This window comes from Arthrobacter sp. SAFR-044, assembly GCF_051965175.1.
GTDB lineage: Bacteria > Actinomycetota > Actinomycetes > Actinomycetales > Micrococcaceae > Arthrobacter.
On record NZ_JBQCMK010000012.1, the window covers coordinates 16,193 to 40,263 of the forward strand.

Below are 24,071 nucleotides of genomic sequence, written 5' to 3' on the forward strand. Positions count from 1 at the left end.
CACCAGTGAATGAGTCACCACGCACACCGTTGCACCGGGAGGACAGCCTGCCGGTGGATAACCGGCGTGTCCTGAGCGGGCGCTACGAGCTGGGCAACCTCATTGGCCGCGGCGGTATGGCGGACGTCTACAAGGGAACCGATACCCGCCTGGGCAGGACTGTTGCCATCAAGCTGCTCCGGCCTGACATGGCCCGGGATCCACAGTTCCAGGCACGCTTCAAACGTGAAGCCCAGGCGGTGGCCGCGCTGAACCACCCCGCCATCGTGGCCATCTTCGATACCGGTGAGCACGTGGTCCATGACGGCTCCGCCGAAGACGTGCGGGTGCCGTACATCGTCATGGAATACGTGGAGGGCAGGACCCTTCGCGAATTGATCCGCGGCAACGAGGTCACCATCAACCAGGCGATCGACTATTGCCTGGGCGTGCTGGGAGCCCTCGAGTACAGCCACAAGGCCGGCATTGTGCACCGGGACATCAAGCCTGCGAATGTGATGTACTGCCCGGGCACCAACTCGGTGAAGGTGATGGACTTCGGCATTGCCCGCGCCATCGCCGATTCGTCCGCCACCATGACCCAGACCCAGGCAGTGGTGGGAACGGCCCAGTACCTCTCGCCGGAACAGGCCCGGGGTGAGACCGTTGACGCCCGCAGCGACCTCTATTCGGCCGCATGCCTGCTCTACGAAATGCTGACCTCACGGCCGCCGTTCGTCGGGGACAGCCCTGTTTCCGTGGCCTACCAGCACGTCCGGGAGATTCCCGAGCCGGCCAGCAAACTCAACTCCGAGGTGTCACCGGCGCTGGACACCGTCCTCGCCAAGGCCCTGCAAAAAAACCGCGCGGACCGGTTCCAGGATGCGGCAGCCTTCCGGCGAGCCCTGCGCTCAGCAAAGGCCGGCGTCCCCGTCCCGGCCCTGCCGGCATCCGAGGCACCCACCGATCCAAATGACCACGTACCCCAGGCGGCGCCGCCCACCGAGGCGTTCGCTGCAACGGGGGCAAACTTCCTTGATGACGCGCCCACCGGGCGGCTGGCTGCCACCAACCTCTTCCATGACGAGGGCGGCGCGGTTCCGCTGGAACTGGCAGATGCGCACGGGGCGGATGAGCACGGTGCAAATAGGTACGGTGCAGATTCCTACGGGGACGGCCCGCTCCCGCTGGGCCTCGCTCCCGAACGCGAGCGGACCACCCGGCAGAAGTCCCGCCGTCGTGCATGGATTGCCACCCTGGTGATCTTCACCTTGCTGATCCTCGCCGGGGGTGGATTGTGGCTGTACCAAACGGTCAACCGGCCCGCTCCGGCGCCGCCCAAGGTTCCCATCCCGGCGGTGGCGTCCATGACGGAAACAGCCGCTCTCCAGGAACTGTACAACGCAGGCCTTCGCCCCAAGATCGCCAGGTCAGCAAACGACACGGTGCCCAAGGGGACCGCCATTGGGACGGATCCCGCGGCGGGCGGTTCGCTGGATCCGGGGGCCGAGGTCATCCTTAACGTCTCCGACGGCCCCAGCTCGGTGAAGATCCCTGACAGCCTTCCCGGCAAGACCGAGGCAGCGGCGCGGGACATCCTCCGCCAGGTCGGCCTGGTGGGCGCGCCGTCGACCACCACCGCCAACAGTGCCACTGTGCCTGCGGGAATCGTCATCACCTCCAACCCGGCTCCCGGGCAAAGCGTCGGTGTCGGTACCAGCGTGGAGCTGATCGTGTCCACCGGAAAGGTGGTGGTCCCGGAACTGCGGGGCCTGATGCGTGACGAAGCCGAGGCAGCACTGAAGGAGCTCGGCCTGGTGCCCTCGGTGGTCGAGGTGGAAAACTCCCAGGTGGAGCCCGGCAAGGTCACGGACCAAAGCGACGCGGCCAACGCCGCCGTGGAGCAGGGAAAGACCATCACCGTCGTGGTGGCCAAGGCGCCGCCGCCCCCGCCTCCGCCGGCGCCAACGGAAACGGCTACGCCCACGCCAACACCGACGCCCAAGCCCACCAGGAAGGGCTGACGCGTCCTGGCTGGCCGTCTGCTGGCTAGTGCTGGATCAACGGGCTCAGCTTCGCGGCCCTCGCGGCCGCTCCCTTCATGCCCAGAGACTCCAGCCAGTTGCCCAGCATCTGGTATCCGCCCTCGGTGAGTACCGATTCGGGGTGGAACTGTACACCGCAGAGCGGGGCTGTACGGTGCTGCAGTCCCATGACTACGCCGGACGCGGTCTGTGCCGTCACTTCCAGGACGTCGGGAATGGATTCCCGTACCGCGGCCAGCGAGTGGTAGCGGGTTGCCGTGACGGGGGAGGGGAGCCCGGCGAACACGCTGGTGCCAATGTGCTCCACCTGGGACGTCTTGCCGTGCATGAGCTCCGGGGCGTGGGTCACTTTGCCTCCGAAAGCCTCTGCCAGCGCCTGGTGGCCCAGGCAGACCCCGAACATGGGGACGCTGTGTTCGCCGCACCACTTGATCAGCTCGATGCAGACCCCTGCCTCGGCAGGATTTCCGGGACCCGGAGAAATGAGGACACCGTCCCGGGTGCTGGCGAGTTCGATGGCCTCGGCCAGGGTGACGTCATCGTTGCGGACCACCGTGGTCTCGGCACCGAGTTCCTGGAGGTAGCCCACCAGGGTGTAGACGAAGCTGTCGTAGTTATCCACTACAAGGATCTTGGTTGTGGTCATGGCTGGTCTGCGGAACCAATCGTTGAGTCGGTGAATTGGGTGAAATGGGACATCCACGGGAAAAGGAACTGGACCATCAGGATCAGGGCAACAAAGATCAGTGCCAGCGAAATGATGATCCTGAGCCAGAGCGGCCCGGGTAGGTGGCGGAAAATCCAGGCGTACACGGTCAGCTCCGTCCGGTGGCTGCTGCGACCTGCGCCGCGATTTCGGCCGGCGGCCCTGCCGCTGCCGGGCGCCAGCTGTCCAGCAGGGCGTAGGCAATGATGCGTTCTTCTGCGCCAAAGCGGGGGTTGCAGCTGGTCATGGTGAGGTAGCTTTCGGTGGGCGCGACGCCCGGCTGGGTGGGGACCGGTTCCAGGACGTCGGTGCGGGAAGGCATCACGATCTGGTTGTTCCGGAAGACATAGACGTAATAGCCGTCCTTGGTTTGGACGTAGATCTTGTCGCCGGGCACCAGCGTGTGGATGTTGTCCAGCACCGCGCCGTGCGTCTGCCGGTGCCCGGCCACCGCAAAGTTGCCTACTGCGCCCGGCATCGCCGTATTGCTGTAGTGCCCAAGGCCCAGGGTGTCCAGGACGTCCTGGCTGGTCCCCTGGACGATCGGGCGGGTGTAGGTGGGGCCGAACCGGGGGATGTACATGATGCCGATGGTGCCCGCATGCCCGGGAGCAGTCCCCACCACGGGCACACCGAAATCCTCGCCGGCGGCAGGTGGCGCCGCGGGAGCTGAGGCGGCGGGGTCCGGAACAGCACTGCCCAGGTCCTCGGCAAATTCCTTGATGACCTGGCTCTGCTTGGCATCGGATTCCACGTTGGTCCACCACAGCTGCCACGCCACGAAGAGCAGGAGGATCACGCCGGCAGTAATCAGCAGCTCGCCTAGTACCGAGATGGTGCCGTGCAGGAGGGCGCGACGGGATGCGGGCGCAGTGGCGGGCTCCGCCTTCTCCTGCAATACCACGCGTTCCCCTCCGGGCTTTTGCCCTGGGCACCGGGGTGCCCGTCAACTGCGGCTAGAATTGGCTGCTAGTAAGAATCCAGATTTGACCAAGATCGCGCAGGCCGCTGGCAATTTCCTTCTTGCAGGATACCAAGCCCGGACCGCCGAGCTTGCCCAGCCCGCCAAGGAGAGCCAGTGCCCGAGTCAAAGCCCCGCCGAAAGACCGCCAGCACCGCCCAACCGGCGTCCCCGCAGGCCTACAAGCCCAACCCCGTGTGGTTCAAGCCGGTCATGTTTGGCCTTATGATCATCGGTCTCTTCTGGATCATCACCTTCTACATCAGCGAGGGACGCTTCCCGGTCCAGGCCTGGCAGTCCTGGAACATCGTGGCGGGCTTCGGCATCGCCATCGTCGGGTTCCTGATGACCACCCGCTGGCGCTCCTAGCGCTTGCCGAGGGAACTGTTCCAAGGGGGACCCCACTGGCTCCCGATTCCAGCGGAGTGATCGTTGGCGAGGATGGACTGGCCCGTCCTGCCTGGGCTGCCACAGATCCGCTCATGCGCGACTATTACGACCAGGAATGGGGACTGCCCGTCACTGACGAGCAGGGCCTCTACGAGCGGATCTGCTTGGAGGGTTTCCAGGCCGGTCTGTCCTGGGCCACCATACTGCGTAAGCGTCCGGCCTTCCGTGCCGCCTTTGCCGGCTTCGATCCGGAACAGGTTGCCACGTTCAGCGGGTCCGACGTGGAGCGGCTCATGCAGGATCCGGGAATCATCAGGAACCGGCTCAAAATCCTTGCCGCGGTCAAGAATGCACAGGCCACCCTGGAACTTCGCAACGACGGCGGACTGGTGGACTTTGTTTGGAGCTTCCGCCCGGCCAGCACCCCGGAGCCGGCCGTGGCTGCCGATATCCCCACGCAGTCAGCGGAGTCGGTGGCCCTGTCCAAGGCGCTCCGCAAGCGCGGCTTCTCCTTTGTTGGTCCCACCACCATGTTTGCGCTGATGGAGGCCGTGGGAATAGTGGACACCCATCTCCTGGACAGCCACCGCCGCGGTTCCTCCGGCATCTGGTCCATGCAGGCCTAAAGACCCTACCGCTACCCGTTATCCCCAGCTGTTGGGAAGGTTATCCACAGTGTGGACAACCTTCCTTTCGAGCTCTGTAGACAGCGACAGCAGCCCCGTGCAGCGCCTTTCCGCCCAAAGCTGCCGGGAAGATGTGGTTATTAACAGTGTGGAATACCTGTGGATAAATCCAAGGACCCTCGGGGGACACATCCCGCCCGGCGGCCCATTGAGCCTAGGGACGGTTCCGCCGGACCGGATGGTGGCTGGTGATGGACACCCTGTTAAACGCATTCATGGTCACGGCAACCCAGCTCACAGCCGAAAACTCGTCAGCTGTGAGACGCTCCCGCGCGTACGCCTCCGCGTGCTCCCTTGACTCCTCGTTCCGGAGTTCGGTGATGCTCTCCACCAGGGCCAGCGCGGCCCGCTCTTTGTCCGTGAACAGAGCCGTTTCGCGCCACGCAGGCAGTACCGCCAGCCGTTGGGGGCTTTCCCCCGCCTCGCCGGCCTTCCGCACGTGGAGGTCCAGGCAGTAGGCGCAGCCGTTGATCTGGGAAATCCGTACGTTGAGCAGTTCCAGCAGGCCCCGCCCGATTCCAGCTTCTTCGGCCGCTTCCTGCACTTTCAGGCCAAGCCCGCTGATCGCCCTCCAGAGGGCAGGGTGTTGTTTATCCAGGTACAAGTGCTCGGTGGCGCTCACGGGTGTCCTTGTCAGGTTGAACGGCTGGCAGGCAACCATCATAGGCAGGCAGCGGGCCGCAGCTGCCGGCATTATCCACTTACCAACATCGCGATACCCACAAGTTATCCACAGCTGTGGGAAACGGCGTGGAAATTCTGCCACTCGAGGCCCCCTTGCCCTACTCCTGCGGTCGGGGACGGCACGAAAACAACACTCCTGTCACTTATTAACAGTGTGGATAGCGGTGTCGATAACCTCCTGTGAAGGAGGGCAGAGGGGGCCTGCGCCTCTGCCGGGCGATGACTTTTCCACAGAACGGCACTCAGAGGGCCGCTTATCCACTTACGCACAGCACTATCCCCACAGGTTATCCACAGATGTGGAGAACAGCGGCCCAGCTCCCCGCTTATCAGGGGCCAAGGCCCGGAACGCGGCGAAGACGCTATTGAACTACAGCAATGTAAGTTACCAACACTGTGGACAAAGGCTGTGGAAAACACGAATGCCCCCGGCACCAACGGTGTCGGGGGCATGCGGGTGTTGGAAAAGCGGCGGCTAGAGTGTCACCCGTATCCAGCTCGCAGCGACAAGCAGCGCAAAAACGGCGGCGAGTCCCAGCGCCTGGAGAAGGCCCTGGCGGCGTCCCCGGGGTGTGTAGGCAAGGACCGCGGCACAGAGGCCGCCGGTGATGAGGCCGCCAAGGTGGGCCTGCCAGGCGATGTGGGGGATCAGGAAACCAATGACGCCGTTGATGGCGATCAGGACCCACAGCTGCCGGGTATCACCGCCGCGCTGCCGTTGGACCAGCAGCATGGCGCCGAAGAGGCCGAAGATGGCTCCGGAGGCGCCCACCAGCCCAACCAGGCCCTGCCCTGGCACCAGCACGGGGTTCATCAGCAGGTAACCCACTGAACCGCCAAGAGCAGAGATAAGGTACAGCGCCAGGAAGCGGACCCGGCCGAGGATGGGTTCCAGGGCCTGGCCGAAGATCCACAGCGTGTACATGTTCAGGAGGATGTGCAGCAGCGAGTCCGGGGAATGGAGGAAAGCTGAGGTCACCATCCGCCACGGCTCGAACGCGCCGTACTGCGGGGCGGCAAAGATGTTGTTGTAGGCGAACTGTTTGTAAACCCAATCGCCGGGGATGAGCATTTGCAGTGCGTAGACCACAACGCAGGCTGCGATGATGCCGAACGTCACCAAAGGCTTGCCAGTGGCAACGGCACCGCCGTAGACGGTCCGTACTTCCGGCGTCGTACGTTTTGTTTCGTTGACGCAGTCAACGCATTGGAATCCGACGGCGGCCGCCCGCTGGCAGTCCGGGCAGGCCGGGCGCCCACAGCGCTGGCAGCGCACGTAGGACGGCCGGTCCGGGTGCCGGGGGCACACCGGGACCTGCGCGGACGGCTCAGCCGACGGAATTCCGTAACTCATGGTGGGACGTTACAGCTGTTCGATGTCGATGCTGTTGATGGTGACGTCCTCAACCGGGCGGTCGCCCATGCCGGTGCGGACACCCTCGATGGCGTCCACGACCTTCTTGGATTCCTCGTCAGCCACTTCACCGAAGATGGTGTGCTTGCCCTGGAGCCAGTCGGTGGGAATGGTGGTGATGAAGAACTGTGAACCGTTGGTTCCCTTGCCCATCTGGATGCCGGCGTTGGCCATGGCCAGCTTGTAGGGCTGGTTGAAGCTCAGTTCCGGGTGGATCTCGTCGTCAAAGCGGTAGCCGGGGCCACCGGTTCCACGGCCCAGGGGATCGCCCGCCTGGATCATGAAGTCCTTGATGATGCGGTGGAAGATGGTTCCGTTGTAGAGCGGCGTGCCGGCCTTGTCCTCGCCGGTTTCCGGGTGGGTCCACGCCTGCTCGCCGGTGGCAAGGCCGACGAAGTTCTTGACCGTCTTGGGCGCGTGGTTGCCGAAGAGGTTAACCACGATGTCGCCGAGGCTGGTGTGGATGGTTGCTTTTGCAGTTGCGATGGCAGTCATAGGTTGATTCTCCCATGCCGGTTCTGGGCAGCCACGGCTCCGCGGGCAGTTCCGCGCTGGGTGAAATCCCCCTAAAATCCGCAGAGTGAATAGCCCGTGGTGATCTGGGCACGTAGGCTAGCGACAGAACCGTCACATTAATCGGGAGGTAGTTGTGAAGAAATCGGATCGTATTGCCCGTGACCTTGAGCAGTCGGTCACCAGTGCGGTGGAAAACGCCAAGGATTGGGCGGCCCCCCGGGTGGAAGCTGCCGTGGACTGGGCTGTTCCGCGGCTGCAGCAGAGCCTGGACACCGCGTCTCCCAAGATCCAGGAAGGCCTGAAGACCGCGGCCCACAGCCTGGCTGACGGTGTTGCCACCGTGACTCCCCGGATCCAGGACGGCCTGGCCCACCTAGCCCCGAAGATCAATGACGTGGTTGACGGCGCATCGCCCAGGCTGCACGAAGCCCTGGACAAGGCCACTCCCGTCGTCCTCAATGCCCGTGACCGGGTAGTGGTGGAGTACCTGCCCAAGCTCTCCGACCAGATTGGCGTGGCGTCCGGCGTCGTTCACCGCACCCTGGAAAACACCCCCGCACGGGTTGACGCTGTTGCGCAGAAACTGGGAGACGTGGGCATTATCCACGCCCTCCAGGAGCAGGCCCAGGCCACCGGCACGCAGCTGAAGGCAGCCGCAGCAGGAGCCAGCCGCGCAGTGGACGTCCAGCTGGCCCAGCCGGAGAAGCCCAAGAAGCGCGGCTGGCTGGTCTTCGGCGTGGTGGCCGCCGCGGTTGCTGCGGGTGTTGCGGCATGGAAGGCATCCAAGCCGGTGGAAGACCCCTGGAAGACCCCCTCGCCCGTCACTCCGACTCCTGCGCCCGTTCCGGCCACGACGGTCAGCGATGTCAACGCAACAACTGCCGACGCCGCCGGCAAGGGCACGTCCATAGCCGATGCTGCCGCAGACAAGGCCGGTGACGCAACTGAGACTGCCGCTGATAAGTCAGCGGACGCCGCCGATAAGGCCAAGCACGTTGCCGACGACACCGAAGGCGGCGCCAAGACGGTTGCCGATGAAGACAAGGGCAGCAGCCAGGCCTGATTTTCGCCGTTCACACAGGGGGCTCCGTTTGACGGCGGGGCCCCCTTTTGTGTCTCTTCCCGTCCGCGGGGGCATCGTTCCCGGATGCTAGATTTGAAGTGATGTCAGCCAATCGATCCTCTGGGGATGCCGTGAACGACGCAGCCGTACAGCTCCGTGTGTCAATCGTCATCCCGGCGTACAACGAGGAGAGCGTGATCAGGCAGTGCCTGATAGCCGCCATCTACCAGTCCGTTCCTGCCCACGAGATCATCGTGGTGGACAACCTGTCAAAGGACCGGACGGCTGACATTGTTCGCCAGATGCAGCTTGAGTATCCGGAAAGCCCCATCATCCTCCTGAGCCAGGACCGGGAGCAGGGGCTCATCCCCACCCGGAACTTCGGGCTGGACAGTGCCACAGGGGATATCCTGGGCCGGATTGACGCCGACTCGATCGTGGAACCCGACTGGGTTGAGCAGGTGCAGAAGGCCTTCGCTGACCAGTCGGTCCAGGCTGCAACCGGCCCTGTGGTCTACTACGACATGCCGATGCGCCGTTTTGGACTCAAGGCGGACGACAAAATGCGCCAGCTCATGCTGAAGCTGGCCAAGCACCAGTACCATTTCCTGTTCGGCTCCAACATGGCACTGCGGGCCAGCGCCTGGGAGACCATCCGTTCCGAGACCTGCCGGGACGAGAAGGACGAGATGCACGAGGACATCGATTTGTCCCTGCACCTGGCTGACCATGAGCTGCCGGTTCGCTACTGGCCGCAGATGGTGTCCGGAATGTCCGCGCGGCGGCTTGAAGATTCACCGCGGGACTACCGCTACTACGTCACCCGGTTCGACCGCACCTACAAGGCCCACAACGTCAAAAAAATGGCGCTCAAGGCCCCCATGGTGGTCTTCTTCTCGGTGTACTTCCCGGCCAAGCTCCTCAGGGCAATCCACACCGTTAATACGGCCCAGCCAGTCCGCCGCGGCGGACAATAGCGCTCAGTCAGTTCCCAGCCCGGCGAGGCGTTCCGACGGCGGTTCCTCCTGCGGCGCCGTGCCACCGCTGCCGCGTCTGCCGTTCCTTTGGCCCCTGCTGTTTCTCTGGCCGAGGACCACGACGGCGAGTCCCGCCAGGATCAGCCCGAGCCCCGCATAGGTGCCCGCGGGCAGGGTCTCGTGCAGGAACAGGGCCGCCAACAGCGCTGCCCCCGGGATTTCCAGGAGGATGATCATGGAGACGATCAGGGGGCTCATGGTGGCCAACAGGTGGTTGAAGGCGGTGTGGCCCACCAGCTGCGCACAAACGGTGATGGCTGCGATGCCCAGCCATCCCGCGGGTTCGAAACCCGCCAGGGGCTGCCCAGCGAACACGGCCAGCACGGCCACGAGGGCCGCGCACATGCCGTAGCACAGCGTGGTGTACGTTCCGGTGGTCATACTCTGCCGTGCCTTGCCGCCGGCGAGCGTATAGAGGCCGGCAAGGGCGCCGCCGGCCATCGCCAGCAGGTCGCCCGTGAGTGCCTGCGGGGAAGATCCCATATCGAAGCCGGTGATCGCCACGACACCGCCGAAGGCGATCCCCAGCCCGGCCAGGACCTGCCAACGGTGGCGGATGCCGCGGAACAGCTGGAAGACGGCAATCCAGGCGGACTGCAGGCACACGAGGGCGGTGGCAGCTGCAACGGACGTCAGCTGAAGGGACGTGATGAAGCAGGCGAAGTGGAAGGCAAGCGCAATGGCGGCCAGCATGGACCAGCGGAACTCGCGGCCGCTGATCCTGCGGAACTGGCCGGGCTCCCGGACCAGGGTAGGGGTCGCCATGACCGCGGCCCCGATGGCATTGCGCCAGAAGGCAATGGCAAGGGCGCTGACGCCGGTGGCGCCAAGCGTCGCCGCGATCAGGGGTCCCGACGATGCAACGCCCAGGACTCCCAGGGCCGCGAAGAAGAAGTTCATTGCAGCCCCCTGGTGCTGGTTCCTTACTCAGATGGAAAGCAAAAAGTCCCGGCCGGCGTTTCCGCTGACCGGGACTTTCCTATGGTGGAGGCACGGGGACTCGAACCCCGAACCCCCTGCTTGCAAAGCAGGTGCGCTACCAATTGCGCCATGCCCCCATAAGAAGCAACCCGTCCATCATACCCTAGAACCGCGGAGCCCCTGACAGGCTCCCGGAGCGGGTGTCCGGGCTAGTCGACCGTATCGGTTGACTTGCTCCAGACTGTCTTCCGGGCTTCGGATTCCTGTGCCTTTCGGTAGACCAGGAAGCCTGCGATTGCGGCTGCCAGTACCAGCAACTTCTTCACATGCTCCCCGTTCCGGTCCGGTACCGAATGATCCGGACCAAACCTCCGTTTGAAACCTGCACAGGTTCCGTGGGCGTACCAGGACTTGAACCTGGGACCTCTTCGTTATCAGCGAAGCGCTCTAACCGCCTGAGCTATACGCCCCGATCCCTCATCGGGCCGAGACATGACTTTACAGCACACCCCGGCCCGATCTCAAATCGGGCCTTTCCACCGGTGCGGAGCCGGTGGAAATGGCTTCCTAATCGTCGGTGAGGGTCACGCCAACGCCGCCCACCAGGGTGGCGGAGATGTTGTACAGCACAGCGGAAAGCATGGACAGCGCCGTCAGCAGGACGACGTTGACCACGGCAATGATGGTAGCGAATGATGCCACCTGGCCCAGCGAGGCCACCTTCTTCAGTTCGAAGCCGCCGCCTTCGGAGCCTGCAAGCGTCCCGAGCAGGCTGTCCACCTGGTCGAAGATCCCGGTGAGGTCCAGGACCGTCCACAGGACGATGGCGGCCACGACGGTGACGATTCCCAGTGCCACAGACAGCAGGAATGCCATCTTCAGGACTGACCAGGGGTCCACCTTGCTGATCAGCAGCCGCGCCCGGCGGACTTTTGCCTTCGGCGCCGGCTTCACCAGGCCAGGTGTTCCCTGGCTGGAACCCTGTGCGGAACGCTGCCCGGGCTGGCCCTGGAAGGGGCGCTGGCCGGGCTGCACGGGGCGGTCGCCCTGCTGGGGGCGCTGTCCCGGGACGGCAGGCCGCTGGCCTGGCGCGCCGGCAGGCGCCGAGGGGCGCTGCTGCGGACGAACGGGGGCGTTCACGCGGGGCGCCGCTGAAGGCCGGTTCCCGTCGGGAACAGTGCTGTTCGGCTTGGGAAATGAGTCGGAATTACTCACTCGTTACCTCCGTGTTGTCTTCGTTCGGCTCAGCGTCGCCCGAGGCGTCCTCTGACTCAACGGCCGGTGATTCTTCTGCCATTGCTGGCGCGGCGGATTCCCCAGCGGTCCCGCCATCTTCAGCCAACGTTACGTCATCGGCGGCGGATTCTTCGTCCTCAAGACCGCGTTCGCTGTTGCGCGCCACCTCGATAATCCGGTCATTCTTGTCCGGCTTGGCGAAGATGACCCCCATGGTGTCGCGGCCCTTGGCAGGCACACCGGCGACGGAGGAGCGGACAACCTTGCCGCCTTCCATGACCACCAGGACTTCATCTTCTTCATGGACGATCAGGGCACCCACCAGGTGGCCGCGTTCTTCCTGGTATTTGCCTACCTTGATGCCCAGTCCGCCCCGGCCCTGCAGCCGGTATTCCTCCACGGCCGTCCGCTTGGCATAGCCGCCTTCGGTCACGATGAACACGAAGGAGCCGTCGGTGACTACGTCTGCCGCCAGCAGTTCATCGTCCTCCCGGAACTTCATGCCGGTAACGCCGGACGTGGCACGTCCCATGGGGCGCAATGCGTCGTCGGTTGCGGTGAAGCGGATCGACTGGCCCTTGCGGGAGACCAGGAAGAGGTCGTCGGTTTCCGAGACAAGCTGGGCGGAGACCAATTCGTCGCCGTCGCGCAGGTTGATGGCGATCACGCCTGCCGAGCGGTTCGTATCGTAGTCCTCCAGCCTGGTCTTCTTCACCAGGCCCCTCTTCGTGGCAAGCACCAGGTAGGGCGCCTGCTGGTAGTCCTTGAGATCCAGGACCTGGGCGATGTGTTCGTCGGGCTGAAAGGCCATCAGGTTGGCCACGTGCTGGCCCTTGGCGTCCCTGCCCGCTTCCATCAACTCGTAGGCCTTGGCTCGGTAGACCCGTCCCAGGTTGGTGAAGAACAGCAGCCAGTGGTGGGTTGTGGTGACGAAGAAGTGCTCCACCACGTCGTCACCACGCAGCTGGGCACCCTTGATGCCCTTGCCGCCGCGCTGCTGCGACCGGTAGTTGTCGCTACGGGTGCGCTTGACGTAGCCGCCGCGGGTAATGGTGACGACCATCTCCTCTTCGGGGATCAGGTCCTCCATGGACATGTCGCCGTCGTAACCCATGAGGATCCTGGTGCGACGGTCATCGCCGTGCTTGTCCACGATTTCGCCCAGCTCGGTGCTGATGATCTCGCGCTGACGCTGCTCCGAAGCCAGGATTTCCTTGTATTCGGTGATCATCGCTTCGAGTTCTTCGTGCTTTTCCTGGATCCGCTGGCGTTCCAGGGCAGCCAGGCGGCGCAGCTGCATATCAAGGATGGCCCGGGCCTGCAGCTCATCAATGTCCAGCAGCTCCATCAGCCCGTCCCGTGCGGCCTCGGTGGTGCTGGAGGCGCGGATGAGGGCGATGACCTCGTCCAGCATGTCCAGTGCCTTCAAAAGGGCCCGCAGGATGTGGGCCTCTTCTTCGGCCTTGCGCAGGCGGTACCGGGTGCGCCGGGCGATGACGTCCATCTGGTGCGTCACCCAGTGCCGGATGAACGCATCGAGGCTCAGGGTCCGCGGGACGCCGTCAACGATGGCCAGCATGTTGGCGGAGAAGTTGCTCTGCAGCTCGGTGTGCTTGTACAGGTTGTTCAGCACCACCTTGGGCACGGCGTCGCGCTTCAGCACGATCACCAGGCGCTGGCCGGTGCGTCCTGAGGTTTCATCGCGGAGGTCGGCAATGCCCTGGATCTTGCCGTCCTTGACCAGTTCGGCGATCTTGATGGCCAGGTTGTCAGGGTTGGCCTGGTACGGAAGTTCGGTGACCACCAGGCAGGTGCGGCCCTGCAGTTCCTCCACGGCAACCACGGCGCGCATGGTGACGGATCCGCGGCCAGTGCGGTACGCGTCTTCGATGCCCTTGTGGCCAAGGATGGTGGCGCCTGTTGGGAAATCCGGTCCTTTGACCCGCACCAGCAGTTCCTCGAGGAGTTCCTCACGCGTGGCGCCGGGGTTGGAGAGGTACCACTGCACACCGTCGGCCACTTCCCGGAGGTTGTGCGGCGGGATGTTGGTGGCCATGCCCACGGCGATGCCGGAGGAACCGTTCACCAGCAGGTTGGGGAACCTGGCCGGCAGGATGGTGGGTTCCTGGTTCTTACCGTCGTAGTTGTCCTGGAAATCGACGGTTTCCTCGTCGATGTCCCGGACCATTTCCATGGCCAGGGGGGCCATCTTGGTTTCGGTGTACCGCGGGGCGGCGGCGCCGTCGTTGCCCGGCGAACCGAAGTTGCCCTGCCCCAGTGCCAGCGGGTAGCGCATGGTCCAGTCCTGGATGAGGCGCACCAGGGCGTCATAGATCGCGGTGTCGCCGTGGGGGTGGTACTGGCCCATGACCTCGCCCACCACGCGGGCGCACTTGTTGAAAGACCGGTCGGGGCGGTAGCCGCCGTCGAACATCGCGTAGAGCACGCGGCGGTGCACGGGCTTGAGGCCGTCGCGGACGTCCGGCAGGGCACGGCCTACGATGACGGCCATCGCGTAGTCCAGGTAGGAACGCTGCATTTCCGTCTGCAGGTCCACCTGTTCCACCCGGTCGATCAGCACGTCGCCTTCAAGAACGGTGTCCGGAGATCCGGCCTCAGGCGCGGAGTTCTCGGGGGTTTCGTCGCTCATTGGTTATTTTCCGTTTCAGGTATATGTCTGGTTCCGAATACTTTGGAGCGGGTCCTTAGATGTCCAGGAACCGGACGTCCTTGGCGTTCTGCTGGATGAAGTTGCGGCGGGATTCGACGTCTTCGCCCATGAGGACGGAGAAGATCTGGTCGGCGGCCAGGGCGTCGTCCATGGTCACCTGCAGCAGGGTGCGGTGGTCGGGGTCCATGGTGGTGTCCCACAACTCGGTGTAGTCCATCTCGCCAAGGCCCTTGTAGCGCTGGATGCCGTTGTCCTTGGGGATACGGCGGCCGGCGGCCTGGCCCGACACGAGCTTGGCGTCGCGTTCGCGGTCGCTGTATACGTAGTCGTGCGGGGCGTTGGACCACTTGATCCGGTACAGCGGCGGCTGGGCCAGGTACACGTAGCCGTTCTCGATCAGGGGCCGCATGTAACGGAACAGCAGGGTCATCAGCAGCGTGGTGATGTGCTGGCCGTCCACGTCGGCATCTGCCATGAGCACGATTTTGTGGTACCGCAGCTTGGCCAAGTCGAAGTCCTCGCCAATGCCGGTACCGAAGGCAGTGATCATGGACTGCACTTCCGCGTTGCCCAGGGCCTTGTCCAGGCGTGCGCGCTCCACGTTCAGGATCTTGCCGCGAAGGGGCAGGATGGCCTGGGTCTCGGGGTTGCGGCCACGCTTGGCGGAGCCGCCGGCCGAGTCACCTTCCACGATGTAGACCTCGCACTTTTCCGGGTCCTTGGAGGAGCAGTCCGAAAGCTTGCCAGGCATGCCAAAGGATTCCAGCGGGCTCTTGCGCCGGGCGTTGTCGCGGGCCTTCCGTGCCGCCATCCGGGCCTGCGCGGCAGAGATCGCCTTGCGGATCACGTCGCGGGCGGGACCGGGATTGCGCTCCAGCCAATCGCCCAAGCCGTCAGTGACCACGCGCTGGACGAAGCCCTTCACCTCGGAGTTGCCCAGCTTGGTCTTGGTCTGGCCCTCGAACTGGGGTTCGGCCAGCTTGACCGAGATGACGGCGGTGAGGCCCTCGCGGATGTCGTCGCCCGTGAGGTTGTCGTCCTTCTCCTTGATAATGCCTTTTTCGCGGGCATACCGGTTGATAAGGGAGGTCATAGCGGCGCGGAAGCCTTCTTCGTGCGTGCCGCCCTCATGGGTGTTGATGGTGTTGGCGTAGGTGTGGACGCTTTCGGAATAGGCGCTGGTCCACTGCATGGCCATTTCCAGGGCGATCTTGCGCTCCGTGTCCTCAGTTTCGAAGGCGATGACGTCCTCGTGGACCACCTCAACCTTCTTGCCCGAGTTCAGGTGCCTGACGTAGTCCAGCAGGCCTTCGTTGTACTGGTACACCACGGTGCGGTGTTCGGCGCTGACCTCACCCTCGGTGCTGAGGTCATCAAGGTCCAGGTCGCCGTCGGCATCGTCGCTGGCTGCAGCACGCTCATCCGTGAGGGTAATCCGCAGGCCCTTGTTCAGGAACGCCATCTGCTGGAAGCGGGCGCGCAGCGTTTCGAAATCGAATTCCGTGGTTTCGAAGATCGCCGGATCCGGGTAGAAGGTCTGGGTGGTGCCGGTGGTGTCTGTCTCTTCGCCCTTGACCAGGCTGCCCTGCGGCTTGCCGCCGTCAGCGAAGGACATCCGCCATACATGCCCTTGGCGCCTCACTTCGGTGTCCACGCGGCTGGACAAGGCGTTGACCACCGAGATGCCCACACCGTGCAGGCCGCCGGAGACTGCGTATCCGCCGCCGCCGAACTTGCCGCCGGCGTGCAGGATGGTCATGACCACCTCGACGGTGGGCTTGTGTTCGGTCGGGTGCATGTCCACGGGAATGCCACGGCCGTCGTCAACCACCTTGACGCCGCCGTCGGCCTGCAGGACTATCTCGATATGGCTGCAGTAGCCTGCCAGCGCCTCATCAACGGAGTTGTCCACCACTTCGTAGACAAGGTGGTGGAGTCCGCGGGGACCGGTGGAGCCGATGTACATGCCTGGCCGCTTACGGACAGCCTCCAGGCCTTCGAGCACAGTGATGTCACTGGCGCCGTATTCCCTTGGAGTGGGTGACGCGGGTGGAGTATCAGGGGTGCGGCCATCCTCGACTGCTGTATCTGCTGCCAGAATATCTGTATTGTCGTTAGCCACAGGCGCTGCGACTCCTCTGTTCTCGATGATGGCCGGCCGGTTGCTCTTCCCAAGGGGAAAGCCACCCGCCAACAGGCACAAACTTATGGCGCCGGTGACCTGCTGACGGTTGGTGATCCAGTCTCCGCACACGGGAAGTGCGCGGAGAACGGACTGAAGTCAACGTTTCATCCGCGCCCAGTTATCTGCGACAATTCTACCGCGAACCAGCGCATATCCCTGCATTCCGGGGCCTTCGCCGGCAGCGAATACCGCCATGCGAGGCTCTCGGTCCTGCCTAGGGCGGCCCAGCGGTACGCCCCCCGGGTGCCTATACACGCCGCAGTCCTTAGAAGGCCCTACACGCCCTTGGGCGCAGTTTCAAGACCTGCGGTTCCGGCTATCCGTACGTGTCCCGCGGCCCACGGCCGTTAACGCTGCGTCCGCCCTTGCGCCAGCTTGGTGCAGAGGGGCCAAGGACCTGGATGGTGGTGACCACGCCGTCGCCCAGTTCCCGGCGGAATTTATCGAGCAGGCTGCTGCTCAAAAGCCGAAGCTGGGTGGCCCAGGCTGTGGAATCGCACCGCACGTGGAGGGTGGTGCCGGTAAAGCTCTCCGGCGTGCAGTGGGCAGAGATTTCCGGCCCCACGAGCGTGGCCCATTCCGCCATGACCGAGCCGACCGCCACGGGTGATGTCCAGCCACGCTCCGCAACCAGCCGTCCCACAACCTTCCCCAATCCCAGGGGGTCCCGGCCCGTTGCGTGGAACTGGCTGAAGCCCCGGGTGTCCCGGATACTGCCTTTAGCTTTTTGGGAACCAGGCCGCGCCACTTTCCGGCGGACTTCGCCACGGGCAGCGGCGGCTTCACGCATCCGGTTCAGGGCGGCCTGCGGGGCATCGATGTCGTCAGGTTCGCGGCCGGGCTGGAGCCCGCCGCCCTGGTCACTGCTCATCGATACCTCCCGGGATGACCTTCACCCGCCGTCCGGACAGTTCTTCCGGAATATCGGCGTCGACGGCGGCGGTCACCAGGACCTGTTCCGCGCCGGAGACTATTGCCGCCAGTTTACGCCGCCGCTGGACGTCGAGTTCGGCAAAGACGTCGTCGAGGATGAGGATCGGGGCAGAACCTCCGGTCCGGGCATCGTCCAGCATCACGTAGTACGAGGCCAGGCGAAGGGACAGGCACATGGACCAGGTTTCCCCATGCGACGCATAGCCCTTGGCAGGCGCTTGCCCGAGCATGAGATCCAGTTCGTCCCGGTGCGGGCCAACCAGGGATATACCCCGTTCGAGTTCCTTCTTCCGGGATTCCGCGAATGCCTGGACGTAGCGTTCCGTGAGCTGCTCCACGGACAGAAGGCGGAGGTCATCCTGGCCGCCTGAAGAACCTCCCGGTGCGGTGCGCTGCGCGTTTCCCGCCGGGACGCCGTCGTCGTCCATTTGGTTCTGGAGGGTTGACCGGTAGGTGGCGTCCGCCGGCTTGGACGCGTCCGTGAGTTGGGCATAGGCCCGGGCAAGGTGCGGGCGGAGGCGTTCCACGAGCTCCAGCCGCGCATGCAGCAATTGGGCTCCGGCCCGGGCCATGTGCTGGTCCCACACATCCAGGGTGGACTCATGTGCCGCCGTGAACTTTCCGGCCCGCGCCGATTTGAGCAGGGCGTTGCGCTGTTTCAGGACCCGGTCATAGTCGCTGCGGGTGGCGGCGTGGTGCGGGATGAGGCTTGCCAGCAGCTCGTCCAGGAAGCGGCGGCGGTTTGAGGGGTCGCCCTTGACCAGGGCCAGGTCCTCCGGGGCAAACAAGACTGTCTGGCAGATGCCGAGAATGTCGCGGGCCCGGACCGGGTTGCTGCGGTTGATGCGGCCCCGGTTGGCGCGGCTGGCGTTGATTTCCAGTTCAAGGACCGTGGTTTGGCTGCCGCGGACCAGCCGCGCCCGCACCAGGGCACGTTCCGTGCCGAACTTCAGCAGGGGGGCGTCGGAGCTGACCCGGTGCGAGCTGAGCGTGGCAAGGTAACCGATGGCCTCCATCAAGTTGGTCTTGCCGATGCCGTTGTATCCCACCAGGACGGTGACGCCGGGTCCCAGGGTGAGGTCAACCTGGGCGTAACTGCGGAAGTCGGTCAGTGAAAGGTGTTCCAGATACACGCGGTTATCGGCAATTCTGGGAACTCTGTTGGTTCCCGATGGGTACTACTTGGCGGGACGGGTTGCGTGGCCGCCGAATTGGTGGCGCAGCGCGGAAACCATCTTCATGGCAGGCGAGGTGTCTTCCCGGGATGCGAACCGGGCGAACAGCGCGGCGGTGATGGCCGGGGCGGGGACTGCGTTGGCGATGGCTTCCTCAACGGTCCAGCGGCCTTCACCGGAATCCTCCACGTAGTCGTCAATCGAGGCCAGCCCCGGGTCTTCGTCAAGGGCCTTGACCATGAGGTCCAGGAGCCACGAGCGGACTACCGTTCCTTTTTGCCATGCCCTGAACGTGCCGGGGAGGTCGGTGACAATGTCCTTGGCCGCGAGCAGTTCGTAGCCTTCGGCGTAGGCCTGCATCAGGCCGTACTCGATCCCGTTGTGCACCATCTTGGCGTAGTGGCCGGCTCCGACGCCGCCGACGTGGACAAAGCTGTCGGCCCTTTCACCGTCCGGACGCAGCGCATCGAAAACGGGCAAAGCGCGTTCGATGTCTGCTGCGTCGCCACCGGCCATGAGTCCATAACCGTTCTGCAGCCCCCAGACTCCGCCGGACACGCCGCAGTCAGCGAAGCGGATCCCCTTGGACGCAAGGAGTTCGCCGTGCTTCTGGTCCTCGGTGAACCGGGAATTGCCACCGTCGATGACCAGGTCGCCTGACTCCAGCTTTTCGCTCAGCTCAGTGATGACGGCGTCCGTGATGGGGCCCGAGGGCACCATCACCCAGATGATCCTTGGTGCCGGAACGGCAGCGATCAGGTCATCGACGCTGGCGGCATCAGTGACGTCCGGGTTCCGGTCGTAGCCAGTGACTTCCAGGCCTCCCTTGCGCAGGCGCTCACGCATGTTGAATCCCATTTTGCCGAGGCCGATCAGTCCAATGTGCATGTGGAACTCTTTTCTGCGCTAGTGGGAGGAACGGGGTTGGCGGTGGAGGGGGACTAGTTGGGGAGTCGAACCGGCATCACCAGGTAGCGGTAGTCATCCTGGTCTTCGCCGTCGGCGTCCGCCTGCGCCGTGATCATGGCGGGCTTGGGAGCTGTGGTGAATGAGAACCGGACGAACTTGGTCTCGATGACGCTGAGTCCCTCGATCAGGTAATGCGGGTTGAAGGCCACCGTGATGTCATCACCGGACAGCTGGGCCTCCAGTTCTTCCGATGCCTGGGCGTCCTCTCCGGTGCCGGCATCCAGGTTCAGCAGACCGGCAGTGAAGGCAAGCCGGACCGGAGTGTTGCGCTCTGCCACGAGGGACACACGGCGGACAGCTTCAACCAGTTCCTGGGTCTGGACCGTCGCGTGGATGGGGGTGGACTCGGGGAACAGCGACCGGATCTTGGGGTAGTCCCCATCCACCAGCAGCGACGTTGTGGTGCGTCCGCCACTTTCGAAGCCAATAAGCCGGCTGTCATCGTCGGCCAGGGCGAGGTTGATGTCGCCGCTGTTACCGAGCGTTTTGGCTACCTCGTTGAGGGTTTTGGCCTTGACCAAGGCGCTGGTGGAGATGCCTGGAGTAACCGGCTTCCACGGGACTTCGCGCATGGCCAGCCGGTAGCGGTCGGTGGCCAGAAGCGTGATCAGGTCGTCCTCGATCTCCATCCGCACACCGGTGAGGATGGGGAGGGTGTCGTCCTTGCTTGCCGCGATGATGACCTGCGAAACAGCCTGGGCGAAGGCATCGCCCGGGACAGTTCCGCTGATATCCGGCAGGGAAGGCAGTGGCGGGTATTCGGCTTCCGGCATGGTGGCGAGGTGGAAGCTGCTTCGACGGCAGGTGAGCGTGACCTTGTTTCCGTCTGTTTCCACATCCACCGGAGCAGAAGGCAGGCTCCGACAGATGTCGGCGAGCAGCCGGCCGGATACCAGAATGGTGCCCTCGTCCCTGATGTCTGCGGTGATTTCAAGCCGTGCAGAGGTCTCGTAGTCAAAGCTCGAAAGGCTGACGGTTCCGCCTTCAGCCTTCAAAAGCAGCCCTGACAGGACAGGTACGGGCGGCCGCGGAGACAACGACCGGGCTGTCCAGGTGACGGCTTCTGCCAGGACGTCCCGATCGACTCTGAACTTCACGGAAGGGTGCCGCCTTTCATTGCTGCTGCCATGTAAAACCCGGGAGTTTCGCAGGAAACTCCGGAAGAAGTTGGGCGCACCCCGGCTGGTGCATGGTCCGCGAAGACGGAAACCACACGAAAACCCAGGGATGGGAGCGCTGCTGACAGCTTAGCCGGAAGATCGGGGATTAACCCATCCCCCAAAGTTCGGTCCAGCCCCCTCAGGGGCCGGCAGGCCCCGTGTGCCGGATGCGCGGAACGTTCTTGTTGTTTGAGGGATTTCAATTTTTTGGGATTAGTAGTGTTAATAACTGCTGTGGAAACTGTGGATAACCCGGTCCTGCCGCGCAGTTCCGCGCTTAAGCCCTGTTCACCGAGTGTGTGTTAAGGGGTTTTAAACAGGGTGTGGATGGGGACAAGGCGAAAGACCGCTTTTAACGATCCACAGACGGCTTAAGGGTTTTAAGCCCATTAACCGCGCTTGTCCCCTTAAGTATCCACAGGCTTATCCACACGCCCCTGTTAATAAGGTATAGAGTGCGGGGCGCGGTGTGGATTCAGGAGTCGCGCTGCTGCTGCTTGATCCGGTTGGTCAGCTCTGTGACCTGGTTGTAGATCACACGACGCTCCGCCATCAGTTCGCGGATCTTCCGGTCGGCGTGGATGACGGTGGTGTGGTCGCGGCCGCCAAGTTCCTGGCCGATCTTGGGAAGCGACATGTCCGTGAGCTCCCGGCAGAGGTACATGGCGATCTGCCGCGCAGTCACCAGCGTCCGGGTCCGGGATTTGCTGCACAGTTCTTCCATGCTGAGCTTGAAGTAGTCAGCCGTCTGCTGAAGGATCTGGGCGGATGTGATCTCCTGGGCGCCGTCGTCGGTAATCAGGTCCTTCAGGACCATCTCTGCAAGGGCCACGTCCACCGGCTGGCGGTTCAGGCTGGCAAAGGCTGTCACCCTGATCAAAGCGCCCTCCAGCTCGCGGATGTTGCTGGAGATCTTGGATGCGATGTACTCCAGCGCATCGTCCGGCGCCGACAGGCCCTCACTCAGCGCCTTCTTGCGGAGGATGGCGATCCGGGTTTCAAGTTCCGGCGGCTGGATGTCGGTCAGCAGGCCCCACTCGAAGCGGGACTTCATGCGGTCTTCGAACCCGGCCAGCAGCTTGGGCGGCTGGTCCGAGGTGATGACCACCTGCTTGTTGTTGTTGTGCAGGGCATTGAAGGTGTGGAAGAACTCCTCCAGCGTCCGGTCCTTGCCGGCCAGGAACTGGATGTCATCGATCAGCAGGACGTCCACGTTGCGGTAGGTCGTCTTGAAGCTGGTGCCCTCGTCATCGCGGATCGAGTTGATGAAGTCGTTGGTGAATTCTTCCGAATTCACGTATCGGACCCGGATCCCGCTGTACAGCCGCCTGGCGTAGTGGCCGATGGCATGCAGGAGATGGGTCTTGCCCAGGCCGGAGTCACCATAGATGAAGAGCGGGTTGTACGCCTTGGCGGGCGCCTCGGCAACAGCAACGGCAGCCGCATGGGCGAACCGGTTGGAGGAACCAATCACGAAGGTGTCAAAGACGTACTTGGGGTTCAGCCGGCCGAATTCGTGCGACGTGCTGGGCAGCATTGGCTGCGGCTTCTGCTCGATGACCTGGTCCGGCGCGAAAGCAGGTTCGACGACGGGTTCGGGCTCCACATGGATGGGGACCAGGTCAGTGTCCACGTCGATGGCGCAGCGGATGTCGTCAGAAAAGACGTTGTGCAGTGCATCGTCAAGGGCTTCCTTGACCTGGGTCTGGAGCACCTCGCGGGTGAGTTCGTTGGGAACGGCAACCAGGAGGGTGGAACCGATGAGGCCCTGCGCCTGGGCAAGGATGACAAAACCGCGCTGGCGGGGTGATACGCGGTGGTCCTGTTCCAGCAGGCTGACAACCCGACGCCAGGAACTTCCGACAGTATTGGCGTGGTTGGCTTCGTCTACTGTCATCAATCGGTTCCCTCAAAACTTGCTATGCCTGCATTGCCTGCAGCCCCAAGTCCGGAACCAGGTCCTGGCCCAGCTTCATCCACAGGGTTATGCACAGTCCGTGGATAATCGGCTACTGGGACACTCTAGGGGATGAAAAGCCTAGAAGATAGCTGGCTATCCGGCTGTGGATAATTACATCGGTGTGGTTTCGGAAGGGCCTCTGTGAGCCACTTCATCCACAGGCTGTTGGGGATAGTTAGGAACAGTTGGGGACAGCCTCGAAGGGCCCCTCCGGTTTGACTAAGGCCTGCAGATTGCCCTAACGTTGTGAAGTCCTTTGTGTCCGCTTTTTGGGCCCCATCTGAACATCCTGGCGCAGTGCGCCTGGGCAGTCGGGGGAAGCGTGCATATACAAAACTTAGCGTCGGCCAGTTCTTCCCCTTTACTGATCGGGTGGGCGCACCTTTGATCCACTGGAGTAACTAACGTGAGCAAGCGGACTTTTCAGCCGAATAACCGCCGTCGAGCCAAGAAGCACGGCTTCCGCCTTCGTATGCGTACCCGTGCCGGCCGTGCCATCCTGGCAGCCCGTCGTGGCAAGGGCCGCACCGAACTGTCGGCCTAAATAACTGGCTTGTCGGTAGACATTCCCTTGCGAGTTTAAGGTGCTGGCCGCCCGCAACCGCTTGAGGACCCCAACCGATTTTTCAACAACTGTACGTTCCGGTGTCCGCAATGGACGCCGGAACGTAGTGTTATATGCGGCAGCCATTGCTGCCGACGAACCCAGCCGGATCGGGTTCATTGTTTCCAAGAGTGTAGGGAACGCTGTGGTCAGGAACCTCGTTAAGAGGAGACTGAGAGAAGCAGGTGCTGCCTCGTTGCGTGAGCACGGTACGGGACTCGCTATCGTAGTGCGGGCGCTTCCGGCGTCCGCCTCTGCCAGCTGGGACCAGCTGCTGTCGGACTACAACGCTGCACTGGAATCTACGCTGAACCGGCTGGCCGGCCGCCCTCCACGGGCTGCCGCCAAGGGTTCAGCCGGTACAACACAGGAGGGGACACCGCGTGCCTAACGCCAGCGCCGTCGTCGCCCGTCTCCGCAACGTGATTGCCGCCGTCGGGAAGTTCCTCTGGAACCTGCCCCGGAACATCCTCATTCTTCTGCTGATGGGCTACCGCAAGGTGGTTTCTCCCTTGTACGGTCCGGTCTGCCGGTTCTTCCCTTCATGTTCGGCCTATGCCCTTGAAGCGGTCACCGTCCACGGCGCGGTCAAAGGAAGCTGGCTTGCGGCGCGCCGCCTTGGCCACTGCCACCCATGGAACGCCGGCGGAGTGGACCACGTCCCCGCCGGCGGCCGGGAATGGCCAGCGGGCCAGACCCCCACAATTGTTGTGCTGAACAATCCGGACCGGTACCTGGTTGCTCGGACTGATGAAGAAGGCCGCAGTGCGGCCTGA

General features: G+C 63.7%; 24 protein-coding genes and 2 tRNA genes. 8 read left to right on the forward strand and 18 right to left on the reverse strand.

Translation table 11 applies throughout. The annotated features are described in order from the left end of the window. Nucleotides 1-5 precede the first annotated feature (5 nt). The gene (gene pknB / locus ACTHQS_RS16970) at nucleotides 6-2,003 is read left to right on the forward strand and encodes a Stk1 family PASTA domain-containing Ser/Thr kinase (RefSeq protein ID WP_440171272.1); all 1,998 of its coding nucleotides are present in this window, start codon (nucleotides 6-8) and stop codon (nucleotides 2,001-2,003) included. A gap of 25 nt (nucleotides 2,004-2,028) precedes the next feature. Here pknB and ACTHQS_RS16975 read toward each other — a convergent pair whose 3' ends face one another. From ACTHQS_RS16975 to ACTHQS_RS16985, 3 genes are read right to left on the reverse strand one after another with little or no spacing between them, the layout of a single operon-like run. After that, nucleotides 2,029-2,670 carry an aminodeoxychorismate/anthranilate synthase component II gene (locus ACTHQS_RS16975; RefSeq protein ID WP_440171274.1) on the reverse strand — a complete coding sequence of 214 codons (642 nt, stop codon included), beginning with the start codon at nucleotides 2,668-2,670 and terminating at the stop codon, nucleotides 2,029-2,031. Further along, the gene (locus ACTHQS_RS16980) at nucleotides 2,667-2,837 is read right to left on the reverse strand and encodes a hypothetical protein (protein WP_440171275.1); all 171 of its coding nucleotides are present in this window, start codon (nucleotides 2,835-2,837) and stop codon (nucleotides 2,667-2,669) included. Before ACTHQS_RS16980 ends, ACTHQS_RS16975 begins: the two co-directional genes overlap by 4 nt. Nucleotides 2,838-2,839: 2 nt before the next feature. Continuing rightward, nucleotides 2,840-3,634 (reverse strand): class E sortase, encoded by a 795-nt coding sequence (locus ACTHQS_RS16985; RefSeq protein ID WP_440171277.1) that lies wholly within the window; start codon nucleotides 3,632-3,634, stop codon nucleotides 2,840-2,842. A 174-nt stretch (nucleotides 3,635-3,808) separates the two neighbouring features. Between ACTHQS_RS16985 and ACTHQS_RS16990 the strand changes: the two genes are divergently transcribed. Further along, the gene (locus tag ACTHQS_RS16990) at nucleotides 3,809-4,060 is read left to right on the forward strand and encodes a cell division protein CrgA (RefSeq protein WP_141158788.1); all 252 of its coding nucleotides are present in this window, start codon (nucleotides 3,809-3,811) and stop codon (nucleotides 4,058-4,060) included. 56 nt (nucleotides 4,061-4,116) lie between these two features. Continuing rightward, the gene (locus ACTHQS_RS16995) at nucleotides 4,117-4,707 is read left to right on the forward strand and encodes a DNA-3-methyladenine glycosylase I (RefSeq protein WP_440171279.1); all 591 of its coding nucleotides are present in this window, start codon (nucleotides 4,117-4,119) and stop codon (nucleotides 4,705-4,707) included. A 214-nt stretch (nucleotides 4,708-4,921) separates the two neighbouring features. Here the strand turns inward: ACTHQS_RS16995 and ACTHQS_RS17000 are convergent, their stop codons facing one another. From ACTHQS_RS17000 to ACTHQS_RS17010, 3 genes are all read right to left on the reverse strand, one after another. Continuing rightward, a complete protein-coding gene (locus ACTHQS_RS17000) occupies nucleotides 4,922-5,389 on the reverse strand; it encodes a carboxymuconolactone decarboxylase family protein (protein WP_440171281.1) in 468 nt (155 codons plus the stop codon). A gap of 537 nt (nucleotides 5,390-5,926) precedes the next feature. Next, nucleotides 5,927-6,805: a rhomboid family intramembrane serine protease gene (locus tag ACTHQS_RS17005; RefSeq protein ID WP_440171282.1), complete on the reverse strand. Its 879-nt coding sequence runs from the start codon at nucleotides 6,803-6,805 to the stop codon at nucleotides 5,927-5,929. Between the two features lie 9 nt (nucleotides 6,806-6,814). Beyond that, a complete protein-coding gene (locus tag ACTHQS_RS17010) occupies nucleotides 6,815-7,360 on the reverse strand; it encodes a peptidylprolyl isomerase (protein WP_440171284.1) in 546 nt (181 codons plus the stop codon). Between the two features lie 154 nt (nucleotides 7,361-7,514). Here ACTHQS_RS17010 and ACTHQS_RS17015 point away from each other — a divergent pair, with 154 nt between their 5' ends. After that, nucleotides 7,515-8,444: a hypothetical protein gene (locus ACTHQS_RS17015; RefSeq protein WP_440171286.1), complete on the forward strand. Its 930-nt coding sequence runs from the start codon at nucleotides 7,515-7,517 to the stop codon at nucleotides 8,442-8,444. Nucleotides 8,445-8,545: 101 nt separating this feature from the next. Then, entirely contained in the window at nucleotides 8,546-9,421 is an 876-nt protein-coding gene (locus ACTHQS_RS17020; RefSeq protein WP_440171287.1) for a glycosyltransferase, read from the forward strand. A gap of 3 nt (nucleotides 9,422-9,424) precedes the next feature. On the opposite strand, the gene ACTHQS_RS17025 is transcribed toward ACTHQS_RS17020, so the two are convergent. The 12 genes from ACTHQS_RS17025 to dnaA form a co-directional block, all read right to left on the reverse strand. Further along, nucleotides 9,425-10,381, reverse strand: a complete 957-nt coding sequence (locus ACTHQS_RS17025; protein WP_440171289.1) for a DMT family transporter — start codon at nucleotides 10,379-10,381, stop codon at nucleotides 9,425-9,427. An 82-nt stretch (nucleotides 10,382-10,463) separates the two neighbouring features. Further along, nucleotides 10,464-10,539, reverse strand: a tRNA-Ala gene (locus ACTHQS_RS17030). 72 nt (nucleotides 10,540-10,611) lie between these two features. Next, a complete protein-coding gene (locus ACTHQS_RS17035; RefSeq protein WP_210411329.1) occupies nucleotides 10,612-10,728 on the reverse strand; it encodes a DLW-39 family protein in 117 nt (38 codons plus the stop codon). Nucleotides 10,729-10,798: 70 nt separating this feature from the next. After that, a tRNA-Ile gene (locus tag ACTHQS_RS17040) sits at nucleotides 10,799-10,872 on the reverse strand. Nucleotides 10,873-10,969: 97 nt separating this feature from the next. Next, the gene (locus tag ACTHQS_RS17045; RefSeq protein ID WP_440171292.1) at nucleotides 10,970-11,617 is read right to left on the reverse strand and encodes a DUF3566 domain-containing protein; all 648 of its coding nucleotides are present in this window, start codon (nucleotides 11,615-11,617) and stop codon (nucleotides 10,970-10,972) included. Beyond that, complete coding sequence (gyrA, locus tag ACTHQS_RS17050; RefSeq protein WP_440171294.1) at nucleotides 11,610-14,288, reverse strand: DNA gyrase subunit A; 2,679 nt, start codon at nucleotides 14,286-14,288, stop codon at nucleotides 11,610-11,612. The genes ACTHQS_RS17045 and gyrA overlap by 8 nt, the downstream gene beginning before the upstream one ends. A gap of 55 nt (nucleotides 14,289-14,343) precedes the next feature. Beyond that, a complete protein-coding gene (gene gyrB / locus ACTHQS_RS17055; protein ID WP_440171296.1) occupies nucleotides 14,344-16,431 on the reverse strand; it encodes a DNA topoisomerase (ATP-hydrolyzing) subunit B in 2,088 nt (695 codons plus the stop codon). A gap of 379 nt (nucleotides 16,432-16,810) precedes the next feature. After that, nucleotides 16,811-17,365: a DUF721 domain-containing protein gene (locus ACTHQS_RS17060; RefSeq protein ID WP_440171298.1), complete on the reverse strand. Its 555-nt coding sequence runs from the start codon at nucleotides 17,363-17,365 to the stop codon at nucleotides 16,811-16,813. Beyond that, a complete protein-coding gene (gene recF, locus ACTHQS_RS17065) occupies nucleotides 17,355-18,560 on the reverse strand; it encodes a DNA replication/repair protein RecF (RefSeq protein WP_440171300.1) in 1,206 nt (401 codons plus the stop codon). The genes ACTHQS_RS17060 and recF overlap by 11 nt, the downstream gene beginning before the upstream one ends. A 45-nt stretch (nucleotides 18,561-18,605) precedes the next feature. Next, nucleotides 18,606-19,490 (reverse strand): phosphogluconate dehydrogenase (NAD(+)-dependent, decarboxylating), encoded by an 885-nt coding sequence (gene gnd, locus ACTHQS_RS17070; protein WP_440171302.1) that lies wholly within the window; start codon nucleotides 19,488-19,490, stop codon nucleotides 18,606-18,608. Nucleotides 19,491-19,543: 53 nt separating this feature from the next. Then, the gene (gene dnaN / locus ACTHQS_RS17075; protein ID WP_440171304.1) at nucleotides 19,544-20,668 is read right to left on the reverse strand and encodes a DNA polymerase III subunit beta; all 1,125 of its coding nucleotides are present in this window, start codon (nucleotides 20,666-20,668) and stop codon (nucleotides 19,544-19,546) included. 538 nt (nucleotides 20,669-21,206) lie between these two features. Beyond that, a complete protein-coding gene (gene dnaA / locus ACTHQS_RS17080) occupies nucleotides 21,207-22,628 on the reverse strand; it encodes a chromosomal replication initiator protein DnaA (protein WP_440171306.1) in 1,422 nt (473 codons plus the stop codon). Nucleotides 22,629-23,097: 469 nt separating this feature from the next. On the opposite strand from dnaA, the gene rpmH reads away from it, so the two are divergent. From rpmH to yidD, 3 genes are read left to right on the forward strand one after another with little or no spacing between them, the layout of a single operon-like run. Continuing rightward, the gene (gene rpmH / locus ACTHQS_RS17085) at nucleotides 23,098-23,235 is read left to right on the forward strand and encodes a 50S ribosomal protein L34 (protein WP_003800212.1); all 138 of its coding nucleotides are present in this window, start codon (nucleotides 23,098-23,100) and stop codon (nucleotides 23,233-23,235) included. A gap of 40 nt (nucleotides 23,236-23,275) precedes the next feature. Then, the gene (gene rnpA, locus ACTHQS_RS17090; protein WP_440171308.1) at nucleotides 23,276-23,686 is read left to right on the forward strand and encodes a ribonuclease P protein component; all 411 of its coding nucleotides are present in this window, start codon (nucleotides 23,276-23,278) and stop codon (nucleotides 23,684-23,686) included. Then, nucleotides 23,679-24,071: a membrane protein insertion efficiency factor YidD gene (gene yidD, locus ACTHQS_RS17095; RefSeq protein WP_440171310.1), complete on the forward strand. Its 393-nt coding sequence runs from the start codon at nucleotides 23,679-23,681 to the stop codon at nucleotides 24,069-24,071. Before rnpA ends, yidD begins: the two co-directional genes overlap by 8 nt.

Bases quoted from the DNA above. Each gene is read 5' to 3' on its own strand.
- ACTHQS_RS16975 (WP_440171274.1), bottom strand. From the start codon at position 2,670: ATGACCACAACCAAGATCCTTGTAGTGGATAACTACGACAGCTTCGTC.
- ACTHQS_RS17005 (WP_440171282.1), bottom strand. From the start codon at position 6,805: ATGAGTTACGGAATTCCGTCGGCTGAGCCGTCCGCGCAGGTCCCGGTG.
- ACTHQS_RS17010 (WP_440171284.1), bottom strand. From the start codon at position 7,360: ATGACTGCCATCGCAACTGCAAAAGCAACCATCCACACCAGCCTCGGC.
- ACTHQS_RS17020 (WP_440171287.1), top strand. From the start codon at position 8,546: ATGTCAGCCAATCGATCCTCTGGGGATGCCGTGAACGACGCAGCCGTA.
- ACTHQS_RS17025 (WP_440171289.1), bottom strand. From the start codon at position 10,381: ATGAACTTCTTCTTCGCGGCCCTGGGAGTCCTGGGCGTTGCATCGTCG.
- gyrA (WP_440171294.1), bottom strand. From the start codon at position 14,288: ATGAGCGACGAAACCCCCGAGAACTCCGCGCCTGAGGCCGGATCTCCG.
- ACTHQS_RS17060 (WP_440171298.1), bottom strand. From the start codon at position 17,365: ATGAGCAGTGACCAGGGCGGCGGGCTCCAGCCCGGCCGCGAACCTGAC.
- gnd (WP_440171302.1), bottom strand. From the start codon at position 19,490: ATGCACATTGGACTGATCGGCCTCGGCAAAATGGGATTCAACATGCGT.
- dnaA (WP_440171306.1), bottom strand. From the start codon at position 22,628: ATGACAGTAGACGAAGCCAACCACGCCAATACTGTCGGAAGTTCCTGG.